Source organism: Pseudomonas sp. GW822-FHT03F04 (assembly GCF_058801405.1).
Genome location: NZ_JBXANF010000014.1, coordinates 14,135 through 31,742, shown reverse-complemented (window position 1 = coordinate 31,742; position 17,608 = coordinate 14,135). Strand labels below are relative to the sequence as shown.

Annotated in this window: 19 protein-coding genes and 1 riboswitch; of the genes, 4 read left to right on the top strand and 15 right to left on the bottom strand. The window is 59.8% G+C overall.

All coding sequences use genetic code 11. The annotated features are described in order from the left end of the window. Position 1 precedes the first annotated feature (1 nt). The 3 genes from AC1RMX_RS27105 to AC1RMX_RS27095 all read right to left on the bottom strand — a co-directional run bounded on the left by AC1RMX_RS27105 (position 2) and on the right by AC1RMX_RS27095 (position 4,688). Complete coding sequence (locus AC1RMX_RS27105) at positions 2-1,213, bottom strand: hypothetical protein (RefSeq protein ID WP_096821718.1); 1,212 nt, start codon at positions 1,211-1,213, stop codon at positions 2-4. Next, a complete protein-coding gene (locus tag AC1RMX_RS27100; protein ID WP_493073565.1) occupies positions 1,204-3,528 on the bottom strand; it encodes a hypothetical protein in 2,325 nt (774 codons plus the stop codon). Before AC1RMX_RS27100 ends, AC1RMX_RS27105 begins: the two co-directional genes overlap by 10 nt. A gap of 236 nt (positions 3,529-3,764) precedes the next feature. Then, positions 3,765-4,688 (bottom strand): bifunctional helix-turn-helix transcriptional regulator/GNAT family N-acetyltransferase, encoded by a 924-nt coding sequence (locus tag AC1RMX_RS27095; RefSeq protein ID WP_493073563.1) that lies wholly within the window; start codon positions 4,686-4,688, stop codon positions 3,765-3,767. A gap of 130 nt (positions 4,689-4,818) precedes the next feature. On the opposite strand from AC1RMX_RS27095, the gene AC1RMX_RS27090 reads away from it, so the two are divergent. Next, positions 4,819-5,262, top strand: a complete 444-nt coding sequence (locus AC1RMX_RS27090; protein WP_493073562.1) for a putative periplasmic lipoprotein — start codon at positions 4,819-4,821, stop codon at positions 5,260-5,262. Between the two features lie 61 nt (positions 5,263-5,323). On the opposite strand, the gene AC1RMX_RS27085 is transcribed toward AC1RMX_RS27090, so the two are convergent. The 4 genes from AC1RMX_RS27085 to AC1RMX_RS27070 form a co-directional block, all read right to left on the bottom strand. Next, positions 5,324-5,815 (bottom strand): GNAT family N-acetyltransferase, encoded by a 492-nt coding sequence (locus AC1RMX_RS27085; protein ID WP_493073561.1) that lies wholly within the window; start codon positions 5,813-5,815, stop codon positions 5,324-5,326. Between the two features lie 35 nt (positions 5,816-5,850). Further along, a complete protein-coding gene (locus AC1RMX_RS27080; RefSeq protein ID WP_493073560.1) occupies positions 5,851-6,540 on the bottom strand; it encodes a phytanoyl-CoA dioxygenase family protein in 690 nt (229 codons plus the stop codon). A gap of 111 nt (positions 6,541-6,651) precedes the next feature. After that, positions 6,652-7,689, bottom strand: coding sequence for an alpha/beta hydrolase family protein (locus AC1RMX_RS27075; protein WP_493073558.1), 1,038 nt, complete (start codon positions 7,687-7,689; stop codon positions 6,652-6,654). A gap of 18 nt (positions 7,690-7,707) precedes the next feature. Beyond that, complete coding sequence (locus AC1RMX_RS27070) at positions 7,708-8,139, bottom strand: bleomycin resistance protein (protein ID WP_493073557.1); 432 nt, start codon at positions 8,137-8,139, stop codon at positions 7,708-7,710. Between the two features lie 213 nt (positions 8,140-8,352). Between AC1RMX_RS27070 and AC1RMX_RS27065 the strand changes: the two genes are divergently transcribed. Continuing rightward, positions 8,353-8,799, top strand: a complete 447-nt coding sequence (locus AC1RMX_RS27065; protein WP_493073556.1) for an anti-virulence regulator CigR family protein — start codon at positions 8,353-8,355, stop codon at positions 8,797-8,799. Between the two features lie 78 nt (positions 8,800-8,877). Here AC1RMX_RS27065 and AC1RMX_RS27060 read toward each other — a convergent pair whose 3' ends face one another. The 6 genes from AC1RMX_RS27060 to AC1RMX_RS27035 all read right to left on the bottom strand — a co-directional run bounded on the left by AC1RMX_RS27060 (position 8,878) and on the right by AC1RMX_RS27035 (position 14,058). After that, positions 8,878-9,204, bottom strand: a complete 327-nt coding sequence (locus AC1RMX_RS27060) for a low molecular weight protein tyrosine phosphatase family protein (protein ID WP_192560704.1) — start codon at positions 9,202-9,204, stop codon at positions 8,878-8,880. Then, complete coding sequence (locus tag AC1RMX_RS27055; protein WP_273541376.1) at positions 9,201-9,395, bottom strand: hypothetical protein; 195 nt, start codon at positions 9,393-9,395, stop codon at positions 9,201-9,203. Before AC1RMX_RS27055 ends, AC1RMX_RS27060 begins: the two co-directional genes overlap by 4 nt. 214 nt (positions 9,396-9,609) lie before the next feature. Continuing rightward, on the bottom strand, positions 9,610-10,524 hold the full coding sequence (locus AC1RMX_RS27050; protein ID WP_493073555.1) for an ABC transporter substrate-binding protein: 915 nt from the start codon (positions 10,522-10,524) through the stop codon (positions 9,610-9,612). Further along, positions 10,521-10,880, bottom strand: a complete 360-nt coding sequence (locus AC1RMX_RS27045) for a (2Fe-2S) ferredoxin domain-containing protein (protein ID WP_096821730.1) — start codon at positions 10,878-10,880, stop codon at positions 10,521-10,523. Before AC1RMX_RS27045 ends, AC1RMX_RS27050 begins: the two co-directional genes overlap by 4 nt. Continuing rightward, positions 10,880-12,817, bottom strand: coding sequence for a TonB-dependent receptor plug domain-containing protein (locus AC1RMX_RS27040; protein ID WP_493073553.1), 1,938 nt, complete (start codon positions 12,815-12,817; stop codon positions 10,880-10,882). The genes AC1RMX_RS27045 and AC1RMX_RS27040 overlap by 1 nt, the downstream gene beginning before the upstream one ends. 92 nt (positions 12,818-12,909) lie before the next feature. Next, a riboswitch (cobalamin riboswitch) is annotated at positions 12,910-13,115 on the bottom strand. Between the two features lie 34 nt (positions 13,116-13,149). Continuing rightward, positions 13,150-14,058 carry a LysR family transcriptional regulator gene (locus tag AC1RMX_RS27035; RefSeq protein WP_096821732.1) on the bottom strand — a complete coding sequence of 303 codons (909 nt, stop codon included), beginning with the start codon at positions 14,056-14,058 and terminating at the stop codon, positions 13,150-13,152. 171 nt (positions 14,059-14,229) lie between these two features. On the opposite strand from AC1RMX_RS27035, the gene AC1RMX_RS27030 reads away from it, so the two are divergent. Continuing rightward, the gene (locus tag AC1RMX_RS27030) at positions 14,230-14,670 is read left to right on the top strand and encodes a DoxX family protein (protein WP_096821733.1); all 441 of its coding nucleotides are present in this window, start codon (positions 14,230-14,232) and stop codon (positions 14,668-14,670) included. 87 nt (positions 14,671-14,757) lie between these two features. Beyond that, the gene (locus tag AC1RMX_RS27025) at positions 14,758-15,657 is read left to right on the top strand and encodes a pirin family protein (protein ID WP_096821734.1); all 900 of its coding nucleotides are present in this window, start codon (positions 14,758-14,760) and stop codon (positions 15,655-15,657) included. A 24-nt stretch (positions 15,658-15,681) separates the two neighbouring features. Here the strand turns inward: AC1RMX_RS27025 and AC1RMX_RS27020 are convergent, their stop codons facing one another. Together AC1RMX_RS27020 and AC1RMX_RS27015 are read right to left on the bottom strand one after the other, a co-directional pair. Continuing rightward, positions 15,682-16,440: a sulfite exporter TauE/SafE family protein gene (locus AC1RMX_RS27020; RefSeq protein WP_192560709.1), complete on the bottom strand. Its 759-nt coding sequence runs from the start codon at positions 16,438-16,440 to the stop codon at positions 15,682-15,684. Positions 16,441-16,549: 109 nt separating this feature from the next. Continuing rightward, positions 16,550-17,293, bottom strand: a complete 744-nt coding sequence (locus tag AC1RMX_RS27015) for an NYN domain-containing protein (protein ID WP_096821736.1) — start codon at positions 17,291-17,293, stop codon at positions 16,550-16,552. Between the last annotated feature and the right edge of the window lie 315 nt (positions 17,294-17,608).

The window sequence follows — 17,608 nt, the reverse complement described above, 5'->3', positions numbered from 1 at the left end:
CTTACCTTGCCCGGGCCTGCCAGGCCTGGATTTCCTCGGCCATTGGCGAGGTCATTTCCGGCCACGGCACACCTTCGGTGAGGTACAACGGGTCTTTGGGCTGACGCTCGATGTGTGTGCTGAAAATATGCCGGATGGCGTACTTGACCGACACCGTCTTCGGGGCAGCCTGCAGGAATTGCTGCGGCTGACGCCCGGCGACCAGCCATTCGACCATGGCGGACGGTGCATCGAGGCGCTCGTAAAGTTGCGGATATCGGGCAACCAGGCGAGTCTGGGCGGTCGGGTCGTTGACCTCCTCGATACGCAGCCAGCCTGCTTCGGTACGCACGATGCCGATGGCGATACAGTCGGCGGGTGTCTGCTGGTCGGTGCCCAGGGCATTCAGGCACTGCAGCAGGTCCTGGTAATAGCGCTCGACCGGAGGCCGGTTTTGCTTACCCTTGACCTGCTCGACCGTCAAGGTGCCGTCGGCCTGGACGATCAGGCTGATGGTGATGTGTGGCTGGCCCTGGCTGTCACGCAAACTGAACACGCGCATGCGCTGCTGTTCCACCGCTTCGGCATAGCGTTCGCCGTAGCCGCCAGTCAAGGCGCGGCGATCGGCGAACTGGCCCAGACAGTGGCGCATCACGTAGCTTTCAAAGGCCATTTCCGCGCGCAGCAAGGAACTTTCGGGACGCAGTTCCTGCAATAGGTGCTCAGCGGTGGTCACCCGCGCAAGCAAGGCCTCGGGCTGGCTCTGGCGCCAGCCTTGTTCGACCCGCGCCGCCATCTGCGCGTGTTCCTTTTGCCACAGCAACAACGCCTGGGGGCAGTTGATGCGTTCGAGCTTGCCCGCGAGCGCTGTGCCCTGGCGCGAGGTCAGGAACTCCACCAGCAAGGCCTCCTGGGCCAGCAGTGGCGCCTGCTGCGGATCGATCCACACCAGCGGTGCAAGTGAATCTCTGCCGGCCTCGCTCAAATGCCTGACTACCCAGGATGGCGGCTCGGCTCCCAATGCCTCGATAGCCTGCCCCATGCTCAGGATTCGTCGCGCAGGCTCGAAATTGCCGACCAGATGACGGTAGAAATGGTTGAGCAACCATTTGCCCACCTCTGGCGCATCACCTCGGGCCTTGCTGCGCTCGGCAATGCCACGCTTGAGTTGATCGGCATTGAGTGCATTGCGCGGGGCGTAACCGGACGTTCGCAGCTCCAGTGTCACTTCCATATCTGCCACCAGGCCTTGCCGGCCGGTTTTGCCTGCGCCTGCAGTTCGGCGATGCACTGGCGGATCAGTTCATTGTTTCCCTGATCAACTTCGTTGTTCGGATCACTGCGTTGAATGGAGCGCTGGTAATAGGCCATGGCCTCTTCCTTGCGCCCCAGTGCCTTGAATACATCGCCGGCACACCCCAACAGAGAGGGTTCGGCGAGTTCATCAATGACCGGCGCGTAACGTAGCAACAGGCTAGTGGCCGCCTCCGGCAGGCTGTATGACAGGTACAGGGCAATTTTCATTCGTGCGAACAGTGGCGAATATTCCAGGTCCTTGTCGCTGATTTCGCGATCTTCCTGCCATTTGAGAACGCGCTCCAGCCAGATCAGAATCTCGCGCTCGCGGTCCAGTTGAAACAGGGCGCGGGTGACGTCCTGTACGTAATCTTCCGGGTCGTGGCGGCCGTAGCCATAGTCGGCTGCGTAGTGCCAGAGTTGTTCGGCGGCTTCGGCGATGCCCGGGTTATCGTTCAGCAGAATGCGGTTGTCGAGGATGCCCTGATAGTGCTCGGCGAACGGGCTGGCGGCGATGCCACGGCTATGCAACTCAAGGGCCAGACCCATCAGTTTGTCGTTGTAGCATTGGTAATTGAGCGCAAGGTTGTTGCACAGCATCGAGTACAGGTGCGCGCAGGCATCGTAGCGGTGCCCGTGGCCGTTGGCGAAGCATTGCTCCATACGGGCCTGGCCCTGTTCGTAAGCAGCCTTTTGTACTTCTCGCAGCCGCCACCAGGCCGAATCTGTCTCCTCGCTTGAAAGGTTCTCGACATGCGCTTCGACCACGCTTTCAAGGGAAGTCGCAAAATTGTAGCAGTACATGCCACTGGCCAATGGCGGCAAGGGTTGGCGCAAGGCATCGGATATGCCGAACACATTGGCGTGGGCGCTGAACAGGCTGTAGACGCTGCGGTAGTCCTGCAGATCGCCGGCCGAAACCGCCTCGCGCAGCATCGTCAGTTCGGTGTTGGCGTCGATGCGCCCGGCCTGACGTTCACGCACCGCCACCAGGCGAGTGATCCACGGGTGATTCGGCGCGCGTCGCCGGGCTTCTGCAAGGGCCAGAGTGAAGACGTTGTCGATTTGCTCAAGGTCATCGCGCGCGTCATGCAGTGCATCGAGCAGCGGGCCCATGGACGGAGTCGACTCGTCCCGCCACGGCAGGCCGGACGTGAATCGCTCCAGCACCCTCTGATCATCACAGGCACGCATCACGCACAACGGCCACCACGCTGACTGATCCTCGGCATCGAGCAGGCGATCTTGTACCCAGTAGGCCGTGCCCGGCCACATTTTGCCGCGCATTTCATAGGTTTCCATGAATGCACGTTGCCCGGCGTCGTCGATCTGGCCGTTTTCAAGCAGCCAAGGCAAATGGAAGTCAACGAAGTTGTCACCGCCGCCGGAATCCAGACTCAGGGTCGCCACTTCACAGATTTTCAAAGCACCGGCCAGGTCGCCCTGGGCCTGCAATGAGCGGGCGGCCAGACGTGCCAGGCGCACTTCCCATTCTCGACGCTGGGGCAGCGACAATTCGGCGATCAATCGCACAACCGGCTGTTCGAACATCGCCAGGCGCAACGGAACGATTTCGATGAGCGCATCGCCCAGCCACAGCCAGTCGTTACCGTCGACATCCTGATCTTCGCCAGCGGTGCGTAATGCGGCAATTGCCGCCAGCGCGGCTTCGCGAGCTTCTTCGTCGCGTTCATGGGCGGCCAGCGCCTGGGCCCGTCGCTGGTGTTGATCGGCATCGTCCCAGGCCCGCAGTGCATGACGGTCGGGGTTGATCAGGGCGAGGGTGTGACGCACTTCGATGGTCTTCAGGGCGACGTCGAGTGTGGCGTGTTGGAGATCTTCGAAAATGCGGTAGCGCCGGTACTGCTCGATATCGAACGGCAGCGGCTCGTTGGTCAATTGCTGAAGGGTGTCGAGCGCCTGAAGCAGGCCCTGCTCATCTTTGAGGTAGTTGTCCAGCCGCAGTTGGTAGATCAGCAGGTTGACCTTGAGTTCGTTGCGCTCATCATCAGGCGTAGCTTCGATCAGTGCCTGGCCGTCGTCGGCCAGTACCGCCCTGGCCGCGTCTGCATCACCCGCGTTGACCCACAGCACGTGTAGCCGTCCGATCGATTCCAGCGAGGTTGTCTTGAGCGGTTGGCCGCGCAGCTGGCCCAACAGGTAGTCGACACCATGTTCCTGATGCTCGACCTCAAGACGATCCATGAATTGATCCAGCTGGATGCCGGACAGCACGGTGCTGTTTTGCGTCATTGTGAACTCCATTTGCGAATGACTGTGCATCGCCCGATGCGTCCTGCATCGGTGCCCTCGAGTGAGGCAACGGTACTCGTGCACGTCTGCCTTTTACAGGTCACGAATGACGAAAGGGATCGGGCAATACAGCGAGGTGCCGCACGCTACCAGTTGGCGTTTGAAAAACCAAGAGTGCGCCGGGAGGCAACGCCAAATGATTGACTTGCACACAGCGAATCAGAGGAAGTGGAGCATCACAACTCAATCGCCCAGGTCTGACTTACAAGCTCTTTTCCAAAGCTCTGAATTGACTCTTCTTCCATTAATTGAAACCCCGCTCGCTGATACAGACGGCGAGCCTCTACCAGATTGCTGGTGGTCCACAAAATCATCTTTTCGTACCCGACATCCCGGGCAAAGCGCAGACACTCTTCAACCAGTCGGTTGCCGATCCCCAACCCCCGAGCACTGGCGTCGACAAACAGCATGCGCAGTTTTGCCGTGCTTTCGTCGTGCCGGATGACAAACACGGAGCCCACCACCTTGCCGTCCTTTTCCGCTATCCAGCAGCGTTCGCTGGCAGGGTCGAACTCACGCAGGTACTTGGCGACGATCTCGGCGACCAGCGCTTCGAACTCCCAGTTCCAGCCATATTCGCGGGTGTAGATCACGGTTTGTTGCTGCACCACCAGCCCCATGTCGCCGGGTTGCGGGTCGCGCAACAGGTAGGTCGGCTGTTGGCGGCCCTCGAGCAAGGTCTGGATCTGCCTCATGGACTCGATCAATTGCAGTTGCTGCGGCTCGGCCAGGCGTTCGAGCAGGGTGATGACTTCCTGCCGCGACGCTTGTTCCAGCGGGGCGAGTATTTCGCGGCCGAGGTCGGTGATGTGCAACTGGCTGGCGCGGGCGTCGGTGGCAGAGGGGACTTTCTGGATCAGGCCTTTTTTGTCGAAGCCGCTGATGATACGGCTCATGTAGCCCGCGTCGAGGCTCAGCATCTGGCGCAGGTCGGCGCTGGTCAGATCGCCGCCAGAGGCCAGTTCGTAGAGGATGCGCAGCTCGGTCAACGAGTAGTCGCTTTGCAGCAGGTGTTCCTGCAGAACGCCGATCTGGTGGGTGTAGAAGCGGTTGAATTGCCGGACGATGTCGGCTCGTTCGATGAGAGGGGGCGTGGACATGGTGGGTGCTCAAATGGTTGCCTTGAGCAACTATATAGTTGCTCAAGGCAACCAAGTCAAATGAATTGCTGACCAACGGCAGCCTCCCTTATCCTGCGTGTTCATGGAGCCACACTCACAAGGAAAGAACGTGAAATTACTGATTGCTGCGTCTGTATTGGCCCTTCTGGCCGGTTGTGCATCCCACGGCAAGAGCGACGATGCCATTTACCGGGAAGCCGCCGACGCCCATGTCATGACCCTTCCTGCCGGGCAGAACAAGGTCAGCTTGCCTGCGACCAAAATCCTGAGTCACGGCCTGATCGGTGACAATCTGGCGATCGCGGTGGGAGGCGGGGCCAACGCTACGCTGCTCAAGCAACAACTGCTGATCGCCAAGTCTGCCGGCGAAAGCGGCTTCTTGATCATCGGTGCGGGGACGTCACTCGATGTGGCCATCATCAAGAATGCGTTTGAGTCGCTCGATCTGAATGGCATGCGCATCTATTACGCGGGCGGTGAAGGTCAGAAGGATGCGGCGCGCAGTGCCGTAGAAAAAGCCCAGGCGAAATTCCAGTACATCAGCGTGCAATGAGCGAGGCTGCGTCACGACGTGCGCATTGAGAATGCACACGTCGTGGCACGGACGGCGTTGATCACGCCGGGGACAAACGCATGCCCATATCGACGGTGCGGCTCTCAAACCCGAACTCTGCATACATCCGTGCCGCGCGTTCATTGAACGGCCAGACCGATAATCTCAACTCCTGGGCGTTGTGTTCGATGGCCCAGCCTTTGACCCGCTCCATCAATTGACGGCCGATGCCTTTGCCCCAGAAGGCCTCGGCGACGCACACCGATCCGATGCGCACGATGTTCATGGGTTGCATCAGTGGGCTGTTGCTGGCTGAGAAGCTGGCAGCGATGAAGCCTGCGGGCTGCTGACCGACGTGTGCAATGAAGACAACCTGACCCGGTTTGTCGAAGTAGTTCATCCAGTGCGGCAGGTCACGGGCGAAGTCCTCGGTGGTGGCGGTGTAGATGTCGGGTCGGGCTGCGTGGTGGACGGCGTTGAGAATCTGGCCCAGTTCGCAAACGATCAATGCATCTTCAGCGGTGGCAATTCTGTACTGCGTGGTGTCGTCCATGGGGCGTCACGTTCCTTCAGTGGCGGGTGGCTGCTTCAGTTCAGGGGATCGAGGACGAAGTCCGCCGGATCAAACCGCTCGGTCGTGTCCATTTGTATGTTTCTGAGGCTCACCGTTTCCAGGTGTGTGGCGTAGAGAGATTCAGAAAACCAGGTGATCAACAGAGTGCGGCGGCGTGCGCCGGTGGGGTTCAAGCTGCCGGCGTGGATCAGGTCGGCATCGAATATCAGGATGTCGCCAGCACTGCCGCAAAGCTGCACCGAGCGGGATTCGTCAGTGAAATCGAACGGGGGCTCGCCGAGTGCAGGGCGATGGCTGCCGGGGACGAGGCGGGTTGCGCCGTTCTCCGGGCCGTAATCGTCGAGGTACACCAGCGCGTTGACGGTATCGCCGGGGCGTTGCGTCGACAAGTCTCGGTGCAACTGTTGATGGCCGCCACCGGCAAGCGGCTCGCGGCCCTCCACCTGGGAGAGGAAGAAGCGTTCGCCGATCAACTCGCCCACCACCGCCAGCACTTGTGGCAATCGGCACACGGCCTGAACGGTCGGATCCGTGTCCAGCAGCGAATGGCGCCAGTCGATGCCACGGGGCACGGGCCATTCGCTTGAGGGCCTTACGCCGGTGTCGAACGTGTTCCGAAGTCCGGTCAGCCATGCAGCCGGGATTGCCTGGCGGAGCAGGGCGTAGCCGTATTGGTGAAGTTGTCTAGCGCAGGGCGTAGACATAGGCATCCGTTGCCGTATCGTCATCCAGAGTCACCTTGGTCAAAACCCGCTGTTATTCAGCCCTTTCAAACTCATCAAGCGCCGCCCGGTGCTACGCGGGCAACACCGTCATCAGTTCGGGAGTGACCGGGTCAGAAACCCGTCGATCAAGGCCACCACCTGTTGCTGGATCACCTCACGCGAACGGCCGCCGCCATCCCCGCAAATGATGCCGTCGCCTGGTGAGTCTTCTTCAAGCAACTCCACTGCGCCGGGCTTGCACGATGCCATGAAGCTGAAATGGCTGGCGTCGCTGATCTCGACATACTGCGACGATGCCGAAGGCAGCCGCTTGGCAAGATTGGCCGACTCCAATTGGGCGGGCAGGTCTTCTGACGGTACGCCAGCGCCAATCACCAGTGTCGGAATCGGCAGCGCGGCGAGGCTTGTATCGGTCATGCCGCGTGACAGGCCCAGGTCCAGTGAAACGATCGCGCTGACGCGTTTGTCGCTCAAGTCCGCGCTCATCCGGCTCTTCGATTCTGGCGTGTCGGCGACGTTGATCGTCTTGTAGACCGAGCAACTGGCCAGTTTTTGATGGGCTGTGCAGTCCTTCGCAAAGCGCTCGGGATCGAACCGTGAACCGGCGATTTCGAGGGCGGTCCAGCCGCCGAGTGAATGGCCGGCTACTGCAATTCGACGCATCGAAACGGCCCCCGTTTGCTCGGGCCGAGCGGTGACCGCATCGATGACGCGGCTGATGTCGGCAGGTCGCTGCCACAACTGTGCAGCGGCTTGAGGGCTGCGGTCATGCGTCGTGGTGCCGGGATGGTTGACCGCCGCCACGATGTAACCCTGACGGGCCAAGGCGGTAGCCAGCCAAGCCTGGTTGCTCCAGTTCCCTCGGTAACCATGCGAGAGCACCAGTAACGGATGCTCACCGGTAGTCGGTGGTGCATCGCGCACTGCCGCCGTCCCGACGAACACAATATCGTCGGCAATCAACTGCGGGGTGGCGGTGGTCTTGGCGGGATACCAGACGACCATCTCCAGCGGACGGTCGTTGTGCGCATCCGGCAGTGTGGCGGTCCGGAAACCGATGGGGTTTTCGTCAGCGTGTGCGCTGGCCGAAAGGCAGATCAGAAGCAGGATGCGTAAAGCGTTTTTCATTGTTTTTATCTTCCTTGATCAAATCGGGCAAACAGGACGTTCGCCCAGACGTTCTACCAGTCTTACGAGATAACCGTCGGGATCCTGAACGAGAAATTCACGCTGGCCGACTTCGACATCGTCAGCGCGATACCAGGTGTCTTTGCAGGTTTTATAGAGTGAGACCTTGGCGGTGCCCAGTCTTTCGATGATGGGGGCAACCGCCTCAACGTCAATCTGCAGATTGACGCCTCTTCCGAAAGGCTTGCTCAGATCCGCCGTCAGCCACTGGCCTGCATTCGGTTCAACCTGCTCGAGCATGACTTGAGCGCCATTCAGGTCGAGGTAGGCGAAGCCATCTTCAGGGCGTTGATAAGCGATGTTGAACCCCAGGCAGGAGACCCAGAACGCGAGGCTGGCCTGCAGATCCGTGACCATCAATTCTGGAACCAGTTTGTTCCGTTCAAACATGGGGTGAATTCCTTTTCGTTGAAGTCGGGACAACGGCGCCAGACTTCTTCCCCGCAGTAATACGAGTCGGGCGCATGGTAAGCGCGAATCGGGGAGCACCGGAAGCTGCACGCATCAAAAATCGTCACAAACCGCGATGACCGGGCCGTCTCTCCATACCTGTAAAAAAACTGACTAGAATCCACAGACACCCATTCATTCAAGGAACGACCGATGTCCGGTTTACGCACATTGATTGCGACCACGACCTGTATTGCGCTGCTGAGCAGTTCGGTGACAGCGCTGGCCGATCCTGGCAACGGAAAGGGGCAGGGCAAAGGCAATCCGCATAACAGCCAGGGCCATGGCAATCAGGGGAAAAAAGGCGGGGACGGGTATCAGGGGCATGGTCCGAGTATCGACTACGCCGGGGTGATCGGGATTGTGGACGGGTATCGCGGCTACTGGACCCCGGGCCCGGCGTTGCCGCCCGGGATCCAGAAGAACCTGGCCCGGGGCAAGCCGCTCCCACCCGGGATTGCGAAGAAGCTCGATGGTCGACTGGTCGGCAGACTGCCGCACTACGACGGCTACGAATGGCAGCAGGTCGGCACCGATCTGATCCTGGTCGCGCTGGCCACCGGGTTGATTTATGAAGTGCTAAACGGCGCCTTCGATTGAAAAATAGATCTGTCCCCATATGATGCAGACATGAGGGGAATTCCGTTTTATTTGTTTCATTGCCTGGCGACGGAGAAGTCAGTCAGGGAGGTAGGGTTTTACCGATTTCTCAAGAAGTTCTACCAGCTCCGGATCCATGTAGTGATAGTCATCCGGAATGTCCAGCGAGTGAATTCGCTTGTGCTCCAGCAGCCGGGCGTACTCGGCCCGCAGGCGATTCAGGTGTTTGGTTTCCATCACAAAAATGAAATCGGCCCAGCGAATATCCGCTGGGCCGATGGTCTTGCGTGCATTGGGGCTGGTGCCCGCTGAACGAACATTGAAGCCGGGCCGGCGGCGCCAGACTGCTTCCGCTGTTGGGCTGCGCCATTGGTTACGACTGCAAATGAACAGTAGGTTCGTCACTCTTGATCCAGCAATTGGCGGGTGGAACGAATGGGGTAGCTCATGCCGAGTTGGCGAGCCCTGACCAGTTTGGTGGATCGGATGTACATCAACTTCCAGTTCTTTTCCGGTTTGAAAGTTGGCGGACGAACCGCTTTGTCATTGCCGTGTTTACGGGCCTGGGTGCGTCTCCAGGCGCGGGTTCTGTTCATGGTCTGTCCTCGTGAATACCGGGTTCAGCAGCCGCGGTAATACGAGTTGGGCGTATGGTAAACGCGAATCGGGAGTACCGAAAGCTGGACGCATTGAAAATCGTCATTTGCCGCCATGAATGGCGGCGGTGCGGGATTCTCACCAAGAACTCGCGAAACGCCTTTCAGCCGGAGGCAGGAAAAATAAATCTGTCCCCTTTAAGGACTGTCCCCTTTAAGGACTCAATGCCTTGAGCTGTCGCGCCAACTCCAGCGCCACCCGACCACTACCCACCGTCGGCAACAGATGCGTGAAGGGAATATCGATGATCCGGTTCTCGCGCACCGCCCGCAGGGTCGACAGCACCGGATCCTGCCTCAGCAACTGACGCTTGCGACTGGCCGGCGACCATTGCGCGTCGGCCAGCAGGATCACGTCGGGGTCACTGGCGAGCAGGGTTTCGCGGCTGGCGGTCACCCGGTATTGATTGATGTCGGCGAACAGGTTTCGAGCCCCGGCTGCGGCCAGCAGGGTGGTGACAAATCCACGCCGGCCTTCACTGTCGAGACCGTTGACCTCGCTGTCGAGATAGAACACTGACAGCGGCCTGCCCGGGCGGGTTAAAGCCTTGGCCTTTTCCAGATCGGCATCCATCGCATCGCTCAGTTCTCGAGCGCGCTGCTGTCGGTGCAGCAAGGCTCCGAGGGTCGAGAGGTCGTTGCGGATGTGTTCGAAGTAATCCAGCGAATGTCCGTTGCAGGCCGACTCCAGCAAATACGAAGCCACGCCGTTGCGCCCCAGTCCGCTGCGTGACGTGACGCCGTTGCCAAACGCCGTGGCGAAGCCGCCGACCACCAGATCCGGTTTCTGCGCGTACAGCACTTCGCTCGATGGATAGCGGGGCGAAATCACCGGCACGCCGAAGTACTCGGATTGCGGCGCACCGGTGTCATCCAGATAGGCGACGCCGGCCAGCGCCGGGCCGGCGCCCAACGCCAACACGAGATCGGCCGCATGCTGATTGAGGGCGACAATCCGCGACGGTGGTGATGCCGGCAGGTGCCAGGTCTCGCCACAATTGCGGTAGTCATCTGCCAGAACCGGAGAAGCGCAGAGCAGGGCACCCGCCAGAAGGCACAGCGTTCTCACGAGCGCTCCTTGATCAACAGATCCTCGACCACTTCGCCGCCCACCAGGTGCACTTCGACCAGCCGTTGCGCATCCGCGTGGCTGCGTACGCCATACCAGCAGGTCTCCGGATACACCGTCATGACCGGCCCCAGGTTGCACGGGAACTGACAGTGCGTGCGGGTCAGCAAAACCCCGCCCGGTGTCTCGATGCGGTCATGCGCCAGCAAGTGCCGACGCAGGGTTTTCCATATCTGCAAGGCGCCGCGCTGGGTGCAGCGCGGGCCGGTGCAGAGGAACACGTGGCGGGCATGGGCGGGAACATGCGACCAGTCCGGGTGCGTGTCGACGCCGTCGATGGTTTTGATTTCAGCCATCAGAAACGGTACGTGTAGCGCACTTCGGAGGTGAACGGCCGTCCGAGGTTGTCGACGTTGTTCGAGCGGCTGGTGACGTAATCGCGGTCGAACAGGTTTTCCACCAGCAGGCTCAACCGGTGCTGGTGCGCGCCGTCCAGGTAGCGATAAGCGTCGGCGTCCACCACGGAGTAATGGCCGTACTCGACCTGTTTCGAGCTGATCACATCGCGAATGTAGCGGATCGCACCGCCGGCCCCCCACATCCGGTCAACCGACTCGTAACCGATGCGCGAGCGGGCGAAGAAGCTCGGCACATCGTTCAGCGTCACCCCGGCGCGCGATTCGGTGAGGTTGCGAGTCATGTCCGCTTGCAGGCTCCATTGCTCGTTGAGCGCCAGTTTCGCGTCCGCCTCGAAACCGCGCATCTGGATCCGCCCCTGGCCGTTGACCCATTGGATGTCGTCGAGGGTGATCAGGTCGTCGATCTTGCGTTTGAACAGGGTGGCGCTGGCGCTGAATTCGCGATCGAGCAGCAGGCCTTTGTAGTCGAGACCCAGTTCGGCGTTACGGCTTTTCTCCGGTTTCAGGTTGCGGTTGCCCAACTCGTCGCCCGGTTCGTTGACGAACAACTGCTCGGCGTTCGGCAGTTTGTAGGCAGTGCCGTACTGGCCGCGCAGTGCCCAGTGTTCATTGAGGTCGTACAGCGAAGTGAGCATGCCGACCGTGGCGCTGTCGCCGCCGCTCATGGCTTCGTGACGAATGCCGATGCTCGGATGCCAGTCGGGCAGGGCGTCGATCTGCGGGCGCAACTGGGTGTACAGCGCGTGGGCTTCGGCCTTGTCATTGTCGATGATCAGCACATCGTCCTGGCCTTTGAACCACTGGTTGTCCGTCCCGAACACCAGCACATGGCCGCCGGGCAATTCGGCTTTGCCTTCGGCCTGCACGCCCCAGTCGGTGAAGCCCCAGTAGTCGTTGTGATTGATGGTTCTGGTGCCGCCATTGGCGGTGTTGTTGATGCGCGTGTAGCGGGTGTCCCAGTCGTTGATGTGGCCTTTGACGAAATAGCTCAGGCGCTCGTTGATGTTCTGTTCGAAGGTCGCCGTGGCGATCTGCTGGACGCGGTCGTTGGTGGTCTTGTGGTTGTCGACCGGGCGGGCGAAGTCGAGGTTGGCGTCGGCGTATTGGTAGAACAATTCCATCCGCGCATCGTCGCCAAAGGACTGAATCGCCTTGCCGCCGAAGGTGGTGACTTCGTAGGCGCGCTTCTTGTTGCTGTCGTTCTTGATGTCGCGATTGCGAAACGGCTGATAGCCATCCGAAACGTTATGACTGACGTAGGCCAGCAAGCCCAGATCGCCGAAACCGTTGGTGAAGATGTTCTCGACTCGCGCATCCTCGGTGGTGCCACCGAAGGTATCCACGCCCATGTTCACTTCGCCGGAGGCTTTGCGGCTTTGCGGGCTGCGGGTGACGATGTTGATCACGCCGGACACGGCCTGAGTGCCGAACAGCAGGCTCTGCCCGCCCTTGAGCACTTCGATGCGTTCGATGGCGTTGGCCGGCAGGGTGTCCAGGTACAGGCCGCCGTACAGGCGATTGTTCAGACGCACGCCGTCGAGCAGGATCAGCGTGTCATCGTTGCGCCCGCCCAGCAGGGAATAGGTGCCGTAGTCGAACGGGCCGTTTTTCGGCGCGACGTACAGGCCGGGAATGAACATCTGCATCACGCGGGTGACATCGGCGCTGGGGCCGGCACGTTCGATCTGCTCGCGGGTGACGATCTCGACCTTGCTGCCGAACTGCGCCATGTCGGCCACGGTCGTGGACTCCACGGACGGCGCGGAAACGATTTGCTGAGTGAGTTCGAGCGGCGCGTCGTCCGCCAGCAACAGGGGGCTGAACAGACAGCCAAGCAACAGGGATGGAGCCGGAGTGTTGAAAGGTCGAATCATTGTCTTCTCGAAAGGATCTTCGCAGAAGAGCATGCAGGAGAAGGCATCGCGCACACGCCGACACCGGCCCATGCCCGCCCACCGCAGGAGTTTGCCAAACAGAATTTCAGGCCGGTCTCCGGGCTCGCGCGTATGGACGCTTTCACCTTCCCATGGCCGTCTGGCCACAGTGGTGTGTCGAAAGCATCACGCGCCTACCGTTGCGGGGGCAGCACCGGACTTGTTCGAAAAGAACGTACCGGTTTCCCGTTTCACCCCATGCACGGCGGCATGGGACACCTGAAACAGGGCGGCATCTGAACATTCGGATGACCGCTCGTCAACTTTCCGGGTCAAGCCTCGTGCGTGTTCTGCTGAACGAAGCGCTCGATCAACCACCGCGCCGCCGGGCCCGGTGGCACATCGGTACGGTAGATCGCGTCGAAGGTGTATTGCCCGCTGGCGTACTCCGACAAATCCAGCTGTACCAGTCGGCCGCTGTCCAGATCCTCCTGAATCATCGGCTTCGGCATATTCCCCCAGCCGATGCCCTCGCGCAGCAACATGTGTTTGGCACCCAGGTCCGCCAGGCGCCAGGTGCGGTTGCTCAGCACGGCGAACTCCCTGTCCTTGGTCAGGCGTGAGCGATCGGACAGCACCAGTTGCGTATGCTCACGTCCGGCACCGGGAACGTTGGCTTCGCCCGAAGCCAGCGGATGATTCGGTGCCGCCACCGGAATCAGCTCGACGCTGCCGATGCCGATTCTTTCGATACCGTTGATGCCGTCGTTCATGGGCCCGCTGACGCCGACCACCGCGCCGCGATTGATCACCCGTTCAGTCACGGCGCCGAGTGCTTCCATGTGCAGGTGCAGGGCCACGGTGGGGAATTCTTCCCGAAAGGATTTCAGCGCATCCACCACGCGCTCGGCGGGCAACATCACGTCGAGCACCACGTGCACTTCGGCCTCCAGCCCCTGCAGCAGGCCTTTGACCTTGGCTCGCAAACCGTGCACGCCGTTGGCGATGGTCCGGGCTTCGGCCAGCACGGTGCGGCCGGCGTCGGTCAGTTGCGGTTTGCGGGTGGTTTCGCGATCAAACAGGGTGACGCCCAATTGCATCTCAAGGTTGGCGATCGAGTAGCTGATCACCGACGTCGCCCGGTGAAGCTTGCGCGCAGCGGCTGCAAAACTGCCGACTTCGACGACAGTCAGGAATACACGCAGTTGATCGAGTGTCGGTGTGCCTGGATCGGAGATCATGCCTGTGTCCTTGAGTCGCCATGGGCGCGTTACCGTGGAATATGCAGCTTACCTATTTTATCGAACGTAATGATCTAAATTAGTCGGCTATTCAGATGAGCTGCCGAGGCGCAACATTTCTTCATCCGGACGGTTCAAGTCGAACCGGACCCCATTGAAGGAAATACTCCCATGGCTACTTCTGCAAACATCGCTCAAACACAGGCTTCTGAACAGAACGCTTCCGACACCAAACAAGCTTCGGCTGCCTTGATTGGCCGCGTATTGCTCAGCGTGATTTTCATTCTCTCCGGTTTTTCCAAACTGGCCGCTCCGGCCATGATGATCGGTTACATCGGCTCGGTGGGCCTGCCGCTTCCACAAGTGGCACTGGCAGTGGCGATCATCGTTGAAGTCGGTGGTGGCCTGGCGCTGATCGCCGGATACCGCACCCGCACCGTCGCCGCTGTGCTGGCTGCGTTCAGCGTGTTCACCGCACTGGCCTTCCACAGTGCACTGGCTGACCAGAACCAGTTCATCCACTTCTTCAAGAACATCGCCATGGCCGGTGGCCTGTTGCAGGTCGTGGCCTTCGGCGCCGGCCGCTTCAGCCTCGACGCTCGTCGCGGTTGATACCCGAGCGCGGTGAAGGACAGGTTCCTTCACCGCGTTTCAGCATTTTTTGTTGGCCGTACCCCGCGACAGAACCGAGTAATCATCATGACCGTTCAGCAGCAACTTTCTGGCTATACCCGTGAGACCCATACCCTCCGAGCAATCCGTTATCGCACCAGCGGCAGTGGGCATGGCGCGATCGTGCGACTGATGAGCCCTTCGGATCTGGGGCATCTGATCAAGCCGTTTGTGTTTCTCGATCTGTTTGAAGGCGAGGCCTCGTTCATTCACGGCATGCCGATGCATCCGCATTCGGGGATCGCCACCGTCACGGTGATTACCGAAGGCAACTTGCGTTTCGAGGACGCCGAGTCGGGCAAGGGCATGATTGATTACGGCGGTGTCGAGTGGATGCGGGCGGGCGGCGGTGTCTGGCACGGCAAGGAAATGTCGGTGGGTACTTCGGAGCGGGTTCAGGGCTTTCAACTGTGGGTGGCGCTGCCTCCAGAGCTGGAAAACGCCAGTGTCGACAGCCAATACCTTGAGTCCGGCGCGATGCCTGAAGTGGGGCCGGCGCGGGTGATTCTCGGCTTGCACCAAGGTGTCCAGAGCCCGGTTAGAGCGCCTGCGGGAATGAATTACTTGTTGGTCACGCTGGGTGCCGGGGAATCCTGGACGTACACCCCACCCGAAGGTCACGAGTCGTTATGGCTGAGTGTCAGCCGTGGATTACTGGCGGCGCCGGATCTGGTCAGCGCGGGTGAAATGGCGGTCTTCGAACCTGGCAACGGCGCCGTGACGCTAAAGGCCATGCGCGAAGGCACGGTGTTCGTGATCGGCTCGGCGCAACCACATCCCTATGACCTGGCGCTGGGAAACTACTCCGTGCACACCAACCCGCAAGCCTTGCGAGAGGGTGAGGCGAAGATTGCGGAAATCGGTGGGCGGTTGCGTGAGTATCTCAAACAGTCGGACGGGTCGGCTGCCGTGCCGGTGTTCAAGTAAGCCGGGTCTGGCCTGGGAATTCACTCAGGCCATGTATCCCTCGACACCATCCCACAACAGTTTCAGCGCCGTGACTACCAGCAGGCCATAACAGGCGCGGTACATCTGGCGCTGATCCAGTCTGGCGTGCAGCCGCCAGCCCAGCCAGACCCCGCTGGGTACTGCGAGCAGGCTGACGAACATCAGCGTCAGGACGTTGCCGCTGGGTTTGGCCAGCAGCAGCCAGGGTACGGCTTTAAGCAGATTGCCGACCGTGAAAAACAGGCTGGTGGTTCCGGCATACATCTGTTTGCTCAGGCCCAGCGGCAACAGATAGATTGCCAGCGGCGGCCCGCCGGAGTGCGCGACCATGGTCGTGATGCCCGATGTAAGGCCGGCGGCCAGCGCTTTGGGCGATGAGCGCGGCTTCACGCGGACTTCTCCACCCGCCTTGAACCACAAACCGACAAACAGCAGGGTGACCACCGCCATTACGATGGCGATCGCTCGGTGATCCAGCACCCGAAAAAGCAGATAACCCAGGCCTATGCCGACGACCAGTCCTGGTACCAGCAGGCGCAGATCCGGTTTTGACCAGGTTGAAGGCTTCCAGTAGCGCAGACTGAACAAGTCCATGGCGACAAACAGCGGCGCCAACAGCCCGCCAGCCGTGATCGGGTCCATCACCAACGACAGCAACGGAATCCCGACAATCGCGAAACCACCGCCGAACGCGCCCTTCATGAAGCAGATCAGGAACACGCCGGCGAAGGTGACGAGGAGGGTGGTGAGGGTCAGTTCCAAGGTTTTCGCTCACTTCATGAGGGCGGGAAATGGCCTTAATTTCGCTCATGATCTGCGCGGTTAACAGTTACAGTTTTGAGGTTATTCCGTGGGCCAGTTGCCGGGCGGATCATGGGTTTGAACCCAGATCGATACTGTTGTCATTGGATGCGGGTCGAAGCTTCGGCTTCGGGCATGTGGAGCGTAATCCATCGATGTGCTCCATCAACCCATCAGGAATGTTCTGCCACATCGGATCAAGTATGAAATCAACGCCTTCGCGGCGAGCCATCTTCGCCGCCGGTACAAAGTCTGCATCACCCGCAATGAGGACGATCTGATCGACTTGTTGCTTGAACGAAAGTGATGCGACATCGACGCCGATTCTCATATCAACCCCCTTTTGTCGGGTGTCTATGCTGACGTCGGTTTCTGTCAGGTCGGATATCTGAATTTTGCCTTTGAGCAGCTCGGCGATTCTTGAGGGTTTGATTGTCCATTTCACATCTTTCGATAGATGTCCCAGCCGCAGGGCCAGTTTGCGTTTGCTTCGCAACCGAATATGTAGCTCTCTACGAAAAACCGCTTCTTTGGATTTGGAGAAGTCCACGAATTTTTTCGTTATGGGGTTGTGCTGCTTTGTGTCCAATGGAGGGCAGTCGTAGAAAAATATTCTATAAAGCTCTTTTCTGGGACGTTGCTGCGGCCCTGAAGGCAGGCCACTTTGACCAGAGAAGGCTCTGGACATCAGGTGAGCTGTTGCCCATCGGTGTACCAGATCGGCAGCGCGTTCGGCATTGAATGCGTTGTGAGGTTCTATCCTTCGAAATCGCTTGATGAAGTAGGCACCGTCAACCAGAACCGCTGTGGGCATACGTTCTTCCTGAAAACAAAAACGCCCAAGGGTTTGGCACGTCCTGGATGGTTAGGACGGCTTACTGCCTTGGGCGGGATGTGGGTAGGTTAGGGAGCGATGACGGTGCCGTCAATCGCGCCTTCTTTGTTTTGATCAAGGCCTGCCCATCAGTCTTGAATGTGCTTTTCATTCTGTCGATGAGCAGGGACCGGGGGAAAGATAAAGCCTAAGGAATTGGCCCACAAGCCAGCACTTTCTGACGTATTTGTAGGTTTTTGCGCAAGGGCTTGTAGCTTGAAGGAATGGGGTATGACTGTTTTGAACGGTCAATAT

What these genes read in the sequence shown, in the direction of transcription:
- AC1RMX_RS27045 (WP_096821730.1), bottom strand. Translation starts at nt 10,880, where the DNA reads ATGGCTGAAATCAAAACCATCGACGGCGTCGACACGCACCCGGACTGG.
- AC1RMX_RS27095 (WP_493073563.1), bottom strand. Translation starts at nt 4,688, where the DNA reads ATGTCCACGCCCCCTCTCATCGAACGAGCCGACATCGTCCGGCAATTC.
- AC1RMX_RS27065 (WP_493073556.1), top strand. Translation starts at nt 8,353, where the DNA reads ATGTCCGGTTTACGCACATTGATTGCGACCACGACCTGTATTGCGCTG.
- AC1RMX_RS27105 (WP_096821718.1), bottom strand. Translation starts at nt 1,213, where the DNA reads ATGGAAGTGACACTGGAGCTGCGAACGTCCGGTTACGCCCCGCGCAAT.
- AC1RMX_RS27100 (WP_493073565.1), bottom strand. Translation starts at nt 3,528, where the DNA reads ATGACGCAAAACAGCACCGTGCTGTCCGGCATCCAGCTGGATCAATTC.
- AC1RMX_RS27085 (WP_493073561.1), bottom strand. Translation starts at nt 5,815, where the DNA reads ATGGACGACACCACGCAGTACAGAATTGCCACCGCTGAAGATGCATTG.
- AC1RMX_RS27070 (WP_493073557.1), bottom strand. Translation starts at nt 8,139, where the DNA reads ATGTTTGAACGGAACAAACTGGTTCCAGAATTGATGGTCACGGATCTG.
- AC1RMX_RS27075 (WP_493073558.1), bottom strand. Translation starts at nt 7,689, where the DNA reads ATGAAAAACGCTTTACGCATCCTGCTTCTGATCTGCCTTTCGGCCAGC.
- AC1RMX_RS27055 (WP_273541376.1), bottom strand. Translation starts at nt 9,395, where the DNA reads ATGAACAGAACCCGCGCCTGGAGACGCACCCAGGCCCGTAAACACGGC.
- AC1RMX_RS27080 (WP_493073560.1), bottom strand. Translation starts at nt 6,540, where the DNA reads ATGTCTACGCCCTGCGCTAGACAACTTCACCAATACGGCTACGCCCTG.
- AC1RMX_RS27025 (WP_096821734.1), top strand. Translation starts at nt 14,758, where the DNA reads ATGACCGTTCAGCAGCAACTTTCTGGCTATACCCGTGAGACCCATACC.
- AC1RMX_RS27035 (WP_096821732.1), bottom strand. Translation starts at nt 14,058, where the DNA reads ATGATCTCCGATCCAGGCACACCGACACTCGATCAACTGCGTGTATTC.
- AC1RMX_RS27040 (WP_493073553.1), bottom strand. Translation starts at nt 12,817, where the DNA reads ATGATTCGACCTTTCAACACTCCGGCTCCATCCCTGTTGCTTGGCTGT.
- AC1RMX_RS27030 (WP_096821733.1), top strand. Translation starts at nt 14,230, where the DNA reads ATGGCTACTTCTGCAAACATCGCTCAAACACAGGCTTCTGAACAGAAC.
- AC1RMX_RS27015 (WP_096821736.1), bottom strand. Translation starts at nt 17,293, where the DNA reads ATGCCCACAGCGGTTCTGGTTGACGGTGCCTACTTCATCAAGCGATTT.